General features: G+C 63.7%; 6 protein-coding genes. 3 read left to right on the top strand and 3 right to left on the bottom strand.

What is annotated here, in order from left to right; translation table 11 throughout:
* Positions 1 to 145: 145 nt before the first annotated feature.
* Positions 146 to 1,642, bottom strand: a complete 1,497-nt coding sequence (katA, locus tag B4E36_RS08140; RefSeq protein WP_292054220.1) for a catalase KatA — start codon at positions 1,640 to 1,642, stop codon at positions 146 to 148.
* A 93-nt stretch (positions 1,643 to 1,735) separates the two neighbouring features.
* Here katA and B4E36_RS08135 point away from each other — a divergent pair, with 93 nt between their 5' ends.
* Both B4E36_RS08135 and B4E36_RS08130 read left to right on the top strand, forming a co-directional pair.
* Entirely contained in the window at positions 1,736 to 2,626 is an 891-nt protein-coding gene (locus B4E36_RS08135) for a hydrogen peroxide-inducible genes activator (RefSeq protein WP_292054221.1), read from the top strand.
* 88 nt (positions 2,627 to 2,714) lie between these two features.
* On the top strand, positions 2,715 to 3,947 hold the full coding sequence (locus B4E36_RS08130; RefSeq protein WP_345900218.1) for a polymer-forming cytoskeletal protein: 1,233 nt from the start codon (positions 2,715 to 2,717) through the stop codon (positions 3,945 to 3,947).
* Positions 3,948 to 3,953: 6 nt separating this feature from the next.
* Here the strand turns inward: B4E36_RS08130 and B4E36_RS08125 are convergent, their stop codons facing one another.
* Positions 3,954 to 4,619, bottom strand: coding sequence for an outer membrane protein (locus tag B4E36_RS08125; RefSeq protein WP_345900217.1), 666 nt, complete (start codon positions 4,617 to 4,619; stop codon positions 3,954 to 3,956).
* 135 nt (positions 4,620 to 4,754) lie between these two features.
* Between B4E36_RS08125 and B4E36_RS08120 the strand changes: the two genes are divergently transcribed.
* Complete coding sequence (locus B4E36_RS08120) at positions 4,755 to 5,435, top strand: DNA-3-methyladenine glycosylase I (RefSeq protein ID WP_292054225.1); 681 nt, start codon at positions 4,755 to 4,757, stop codon at positions 5,433 to 5,435.
* On the opposite strand, the gene B4E36_RS08115 is transcribed toward B4E36_RS08120, so the two are convergent.
* Positions 5,436 to 6,479, bottom strand: a complete 1,044-nt coding sequence (locus tag B4E36_RS08115) for a YeiH family protein (protein ID WP_292054227.1) — start codon at positions 6,477 to 6,479, stop codon at positions 5,436 to 5,438. It lies immediately after the preceding gene.
* Positions 6,480 to 6,617: the final 138 nt, after the last annotated feature.

Genomic DNA, 6,617 nt, shown 5'->3' with positions numbered 1-6,617 from the left:
TCCAGCGCCTTCAGCCTCGCCTTCACCCGCCACACCGGCCTGGCTCCCGCCCATTTCGCACGGGCGGAGACCAGGGCGGCGGCGGAATAGCGAAAGGCCGGCGCGCGAGGCGCCGGCCTTCGACATGATCGCAGATGAAACAGCCCTATTCAGCCGCGTCCGGCGTGCCCGGCGTCGAGATCGCGTTGGCCTCGTAACCGTGGGCTTCCTTCAGCGCGGCGCGAACGCCGGCTTCATAGTCCGGGTGAACCTGCTTGAACAGCGCGAGCTGGCGCTCGATGATCTCGCCCGGCACGCCGCCCATGGCGGCCGCCACATTGTCGAACAGGCGCGATTTCTGGCCATCGTCGAAGAGTTCGAACAGGGCGCGCGGCTGCGAGAAGTCGTCATTGCCCTCGCGGTGATTGTAGCGCGCCATCGCGCCTTCGATCGCGAGCGGCGGCTCCATCGCCGACTTGTCCTCGACCGCGCCGCCCATGCTGTTCGGCTCGTAATAGGCGTCCGTCGCACCGGTCTTCTGGCCGAAGAAATTCATCTGGCCATCCTTGTGGTAATGATGGACCGGACATTTCGGCGCGTTGACCGGCAGCGCCTCGTAATGGGTGCCGAGGCGGTAGCGATGGGCGTCCGCATAGGAGAAGATGCGCGCCTGCAGCATCTTGTCCGGCGAATGCGAGATGCCGGGCACGATGTTGGACGGCGAGAATGCCGCCTGCTCGATCTCGGCGAAGTAATTGTCGGCATTACGATTGAGTTCCATCACGCCGATATCGATCGGCGGATAGTCGCCATGCGGCCAGACCTTGGTGAGGTCGAACGGGTTGTAAGGGGTCTTGCCGGTATCGCTCTCCGGCATGATCTGCACCTGCACCTTCCAGCGCGGGTAGTTGCCGGTCTCAACCTTGTCGAACAGCGCTTCCTGATAGGTCTCGCGGCTCTTGCCGATCAGCGTCTCGGCCTCGTCATTGGTGTAGTGCTTGTGGCCCTGCTCGGTCTTGAAGTGGAATTTGACCCAGAAGCGCTCGCCGGCGTCGTTCCAGAACGAATAAGTGTGCGAGCCGTAGCCGTTCATGAAGGTCGGATCGACCGGAATGCCGCGATCGGACATCAGGATCGTCACCTGGTGCAGGCTTTCCGGCGACAGCGACCAGAAATCCCACATCGCCTTGGGCGAGCGCAGGTTGGTGCGCGGATGGCGCTTCTGGGTGTGGATGAAATCCGGGAACTTATAAGGGTCGCGGACGAAGAACACCGGCGTGTTGTTGCCGACGAGATCCCAGTTGCCGTCCTCGGTGTAGAATTTTAGCGCGAAGCCGCGCACGTCGCGCTCGGCATCGGCAGCACCCAGTTCGCCGGCAACGGTCGAGAACCGGGCAAGCATCGGCGTTTCCGCGCCCGGCTGGAGACACTTGGCCTTGGTGTACTTGGAAATGTCGCCGGTGATCTTCAGCGTGCCGAACGCGCCCCAGCCCTTGGCGTGGACCACGCGTTCGGGAATACGCTCGCGGTTCTGGTGGGCGAGCTTTTCGATCAGTTGGTAATCCTGGATCATCACCCCGCCGCGCGGGCCGGCGGTGATCGAGTTCTGGTTGTCGGGCACGGCGGCGCCGGCGGTTGTCGTCAGGGTCGGTTTATCTGCCATGGTTTCCTCCATTGTATCTGTCAGGCATGGTCTCACGAACAAGTGATAGTTTCCAATTGCGATTTCCTGCAAATACGATAGGTTTTTCCTATCATGATTACACTCAGGCAATTACGCTATTTTGAGGCGCTGGCGCGCGAGCGCCATTTCGGCCGGGCGGCGGAGGCGGTGCATATCAGCCAGCCGGCGCTGTCCGCACAAATCATGGATATGGAGGCTACGCTCGGCGTGGCGCTGTTCGAACGCACCCGCAAACAGGTGCTGCTGACGCGCGAGGGCGAGCGGGTGCTTGCCCATGCGGCAAGCGTGCTTTCCGCCATGGCGGCGCTGGAACACGCCGCCCGGCCGGCTGCGGGGCCGCTTTCGGGGTCGGTGGCGATCGGCCTCATCCCAACCGTCGCCCCCTACCTGATCCCGAAACTCGTGCCCTATCTGAAACGCCATTATCCCGAAGCCGAGGTCGCCCTGAAGGAAGCCGTCACCGACCAGCTTCTCGACCATCTGGAGGAGGGAACGCTCGATGCGGTGGTGGCGGCGCTGCCGATCGAGCGCGACGGCATCCAGACGATGGACCTTTTCGCCGACCGGTTCTTCATGGCGGTCGCGCGCAATCATGAGACCGTGCTGGCCTCGCCGCTGACCCAGGCCGATCTGGAGGTCGATCGCCTGCTGCTCCTGGAGGAGGGCCATTGCCTGCGCGATCAGGCGCTGGCACTCTGCGACCACAAGCCGAAACGCGCCATCGTCAATGTCGGGGCGACGTCGATGACCACGCTGCTGCAGATGGTGGCCAACGACATGGGCATGACGCTGATCCCCGAAATGGCGGTGGCGGCGGAGACCGCGCGCACGCCGCTGACCATCCTGCCCTTTGCGGAGCCTCAACCCGCGCGCCGGCTGGGGCTTTGCTGGCGGCGTTCGGACAGGCGGCGCGAAAGCATGGAGGCGCTGGCGGCGGCGGTGCTGAAATGCCGCGCGGGCTGAGGCGTATTGGCCCTTTACGAAAGCCCTCACAAGCGGGATAGTGTCGGCAGCGAAGAATACCGGCTGACGGGCGAGAGGGGCTTTGGTCATGAGCGGATTGACACGCATTCTGGCGACGGCATTTGCGGTTCTGGCGCTTGGCAGCGCCGCCGCGATGGCGGATGACGACAAGATCATGGTCTTCGGCGGCGATACCTATGCCAGCGGCACGACGACAGTGCTGAACCAGGACAGCCCGCGCAATGCCTTCGTGGCCGGCGCGACGGCGCGGATTGACGGATCGGTCGGCCGCGATGCGCTTCTGGCGGGCGCCAGGGTTCGTTCCAACGCGAGCGTGAACGGCGATCTCTATGCGGCCGGATTTTCGGTCAGGATCGACGGCACGGTCGCCGGCGATCTTTCGGCTGCCGGCGCGGATATCGAGGTCGGCCCCGATGCTGCCGTCAGCGGCAATGCGCGGCTGGCGGGCGGTTCGGTGGCGATCAACGCGCCGATCGCGGGCAGCCTGCTCGTCGGCAGCGGCGACCTGATGCTGAACGCGGCGGTTTCCGGCGATGTCAGGATCATGGGCGATGATATCGCCTTCGGCCCGGACGCCACGATCGGCGGAACGTTGACCTATTATGCGCCGGATGAAGTCACCATTCCGGAATCGGTAATTGCCGCCGACAAGGTGACATTCCACCAGCTGACGCACGAGGCAGCCCCGGTGGAGGAGGATGAAACCGAGATCGTCTCCGACACGACCGTGGTCGCGAGCTTCATTTCCATGCTGGTCTTCATGCTGGCGCTGGCGACGGTGTTCCTGGTGCTGGCCCCGCAGCGCACGGAGGCGGCCCGGACGCGGCTGATCACCCGGCCTTTCGCCTCGCTCGGCTACGGCTTCGTTGCGCTTTCGACGCTGTTCGGCGCGGTGCCGCTGGCGCTGATGACGATCATCGCCATTCCGCTGATCCCGTTCATCATTCTGGCGACGGTGGTCGGCTGGACCTTTGCTTACCTTCTCGCCGTCTACGCCCTGTCGTGGTGGGTGGTTACCAGCATCAGGCCGCTCAAGCCCAGCCTCGTCAACCGTCTGCTGGCGATTGCCGGCGGGCTGGTGCTGATGTCGCTGCTGCATTACCTGCCGTTCCTCGGCTGGATCGCGAACATCATCGTCGTATTGCTGGGCTTCGGCGCCATGGCGGCCTTGTGCGGCCACGGCATGCTGGCGCGGCGCGAACGCCGAAAGGCGGACGTGATCGAAACCCCGCCACCGCATCCGCCCGCCGCCGCGACGCCGGATCCGACCGACCCGCCGGACGAGCCGCCGCGAGCATAGGCGGTCTCAGAACCGGAAGCCGATGCCGAGATTGACGGCGTTGGTGAGGATGCCGGTCTTCATCCGGTCGCCGCTGTCGATCTCGACGTCGACCCAGGAATAGTTGGCCTTGTATTCGACGAAGGCGTCCCAGTTCTTTGCGAAACTGTAGGAAACGCCCGCCTGGGCCTGCACGGTCGGGCCGCCGAACTGGTAGCCATAGGTGCGGCCGGATGGCCGGGTGACCTCGACATGGGGCACGTTGATGCCGGCCCCGAGGCCGAGATAGGGCGTCCACTTGCTGTCTTTTATCGGAAAGCGGTAGAGCGCGTTCAGCGTCAGCAGATTGAGCCCGTCGGTGAATTCGAAATGGCTCCAGCCCGATTTGGCGAGCGTCGCGTCATCGGCATAGACCTTGGCATGGCTGAAATCGAGCGCGATGCCGAGATTGGGCTGTTTGTAGCGGTCGAGCCAGTAGGTTGCCCGCGCCCCCCAATAGGCCGGCCAGTTGAACGACCGGCCCTCCCAGCCCGCGGTGAAAGCGTCAGCGCCGTTGATCTCGATCGATGAATGCGGCGCGGTCTGATAGCCGCCATAGACGGAGAACGCGGTTTCGGCTGAAGCGCAATCGGCAGAAGCGGCAAATGACGCGGCAAGCAGGAGCAGGCCCGCTGAGGAGGTGAGGCGAAGCATGGAGACTCTCGGGTGCGGCGTAATATTAACGATAAATAAAGTATAAATTGGTTAAGGTTTCATGAATGATCACACCCGCGACGGCTGCATTTCATATTGGCTCGAGCGCTCGGCCCTTGCCGTCCCGCTCAAAACATGTTTCCTTTTTGTTCCAATGAGAATCAGGAGGCGACTGTGAGCGAAACGGCGGGGTTGATAACGGGCGATGACGGCAAGGTCCGCTGTTTCTGGCATGGCAATCTGCCGGATTATCTCAGATATCACGATGAGGAATGGGGCCGACCGGTCACCGATGATTTCCGGCTGTTCGAGAAGCTCTGCCTGGAAGGCTTCCAGTCGGGGCTTTCATGGCTGACGATCCTGCGCAAGCGCGAGAATTTCCGCGCCGGCTTCGACGGCTTCGATTTTCACAAGGTTGCGCATTACGATCAATCAGATGTCGAGCGGCTGCTGGCCGATGCCGGGATCATCCGCCATCGCGGCAAGATCGAGGCGGCGATCAACAACGCCGCCCGCGCCATCGAGATGGAGGCCGAATTCGGTTCGCTGGCCGCGTATTTCTGGGCGCACGAGCCGGGACCGGAGGACCGGCCGGCAGTGGTCGATCTCGAAACGCTGAGGGCAAACCCGACCACGCCCGTCTCTGTGAAGATTTCGAAGGATCTGAAGAAGCGCGGCTGGAAATTCGTCGGCCCCACCACCGTCTATGCCTTCATGCAGGCGATGGGGCTGGTCAACGACCATCTTGAGGGCTGCTGCTGCCGCGATGAGGTGGAGCGGCTGCGGGCCGCGCTGAAGCGGCCCGTCGCCTCCTGATCAGCCGATCTGCAGCGCGAAGATCAGCGCCAGCGCGATTGCCGTCAGCGCCGCGATCGAAAGCACGGCGGTGGCGACCACCCGGCCGCCGGCGCGGCCGAGCGAGCGGATATCGACCGACAGCCCGAGCGCGGCCATCGCCAGAACGGTCAGCGCGTTGGAGGTGTGGGCGAGCGGCTCGATGAACTCTTCGGGAAACGCTCCGGCCGAGCGCAACGCCATCATCAGCGCGAAGCCGATGATGAACCAGGGCGCGATATGCCTGAGCTTCACCTTGGCGCCGCTTGAGCCGGAGCGCATGCTCATGCCGAGCGCGAACAGCACCGGACCCAACATCATCACCCGGATCAGCTTCACCAGCGTGCCGGTCTGCACCGCGATCACGCCGCCGGGCTGCGCCGCGGCCAGAACCTGCGGCACGGCATAGACGGTGAGGCCGGAGAGCACGCCATATTGCGCGCCGGTCATGCCGAGGCCGACAAGCGCCAGCGGCAGCGCCAGCACCATGATGACGCCGAGCACGGCGGTGAACGCGATCGCCGAGGCGATATCGCGCGGTTCCGCATCGATCACCGGGGCGGCGGCCGCAATCGCGGAATTGCCGCAGATCGAGTTGCCGCAGGCCACCAGCGTGGCGAGCTTTTTGTTGAGCCCGAGCGCGCGGCCGATGCCATAGGAAACCGCGATCGCGACGACCACCGTGCCGATAATGCCGAGCACCAGCGCCGGCCCGGCCGCCTTCAGCGCCTGCACGCTGATCGACGCGCCGAGCAGCACGATCGCGACTTCGAGGATGAATTTCTCGCAGAAGCGGATGCCGGGCTTGAACACTTCAGACAGCGACACGAGCGAGCGGATCAGCGTACCGAGCAGGATCGCCAGCACCAGGTTCTCGATGAAGCGATGGCCGGAAAGCCGCACTTCCACCGCCTCCAGCCCGAAGGCGGCCAGCGCCACGAGGCAGGACAATATAATCCCGGGCGCGAGGTTCATGATCGGCGCGGTCCAGGAGCGGTCGGGATTGTGGGTGACGGCAATGCGCATGCGGGTATTTCCTCGTTTGCGCAATACATGGTCTTCTTAAATGTCGTATTCCATCGAATAATAATTGACGTTTTGTTCGATTTTGGAGAATGTTTTTCCATGATGACCGTGGAGCAACTCGTCGTGTTCGTGGCCGTG

This window comes from Martelella sp. UBA3392 (assembly GCF_002358775.1).
In the GTDB taxonomy this organism is placed as follows: Bacteria; Pseudomonadota; Alphaproteobacteria; order Rhizobiales; family Rhizobiaceae; genus Martelella; species Martelella mediterranea.
Note: the sequence above shows the minus strand (reverse complement) of the source record. Positions and strands in the feature narration are given on the sequence as shown.

Coding starts and splice junctions, on each gene's coding strand:
- katA (WP_292054220.1), bottom strand. CDS start 1,642: ATGGCAGATAAACCGACCCTGACGACAACCGCCGGCGCCGCCGTGCCC.
- B4E36_RS08135 (WP_292054221.1), top strand. CDS start 1,736: ATGATTACACTCAGGCAATTACGCTATTTTGAGGCGCTGGCGCGCGAG.
- B4E36_RS08130 (WP_345900218.1), top strand. CDS start 2,715: ATGAGCGGATTGACACGCATTCTGGCGACGGCATTTGCGGTTCTGGCG.
- B4E36_RS08125 (WP_345900217.1), bottom strand. CDS start 4,619: ATGCTTCGCCTCACCTCCTCAGCGGGCCTGCTCCTGCTTGCCGCGTCA.
- B4E36_RS08120 (WP_292054225.1), top strand. CDS start 4,755: ATGTTTCCTTTTTGTTCCAATGAGAATCAGGAGGCGACTGTGAGCGAA.
- B4E36_RS08115 (WP_292054227.1), bottom strand. CDS start 6,479: ATGCGCATTGCCGTCACCCACAATCCCGACCGCTCCTGGACCGCGCCG.